The 543-nt window shown below is 47.3% G+C and carries 1 pseudogene; it reads left to right on the forward strand.

What is annotated here, in order from left to right:
• Positions 1 to 543, forward strand: a pseudogene (locus R7Z50_RS30410) (hypothetical protein); the annotation flags it as partial.

The following is a 543-nucleotide window of genomic DNA, read 5'->3' on the forward strand; positions in this document are numbered from 1 at the left end:
CCTCTCTGCATTTAATTATGCGCTCTCTCCCAATGTGCTGTTCAGTACTCAGATGTACCAAGCTCGTTTTAATGACAGTCCCTATTACTTAGGTGAGCAAGGCGATAACAACTCGTCGTTTGAATCTCAGACGATCACAAACAGTGATGAGCAAAAGTATAAGTTCGAATTCAAATACCTGTTGCCGTGGGGCGCGGTGAAAGATCATGGTTTGAAAGGCGCGTTTCTACCCAGCCGCGACGTTCGCAATGCATCGCCTTTGGCGTCGGGCGTTCGCTCTATCCTGCTGACGCCTTTTTATTCTTCACGAGCGTTGGATGTATACAATGATAGGAAAGAGCAAGCTTACGGTTTTACATTGGGTTTTGATTGGGACAACCGCGATAGAGCACGTAACACGACCCGAGGCTCGCATACCTCTTTGAATTTGACGACGGGCGCAGAAAGTTGGCAATCAGAGGAGCTGTGGCTAAAGTGGGAATTCCAAAATAGCCAATATTACTCGCTGGGGCCTCTTGGTGATTGGTTTGATCAACAAGTACT

This window comes from Vibrio sp. 1249-1 (assembly GCF_033340495.1).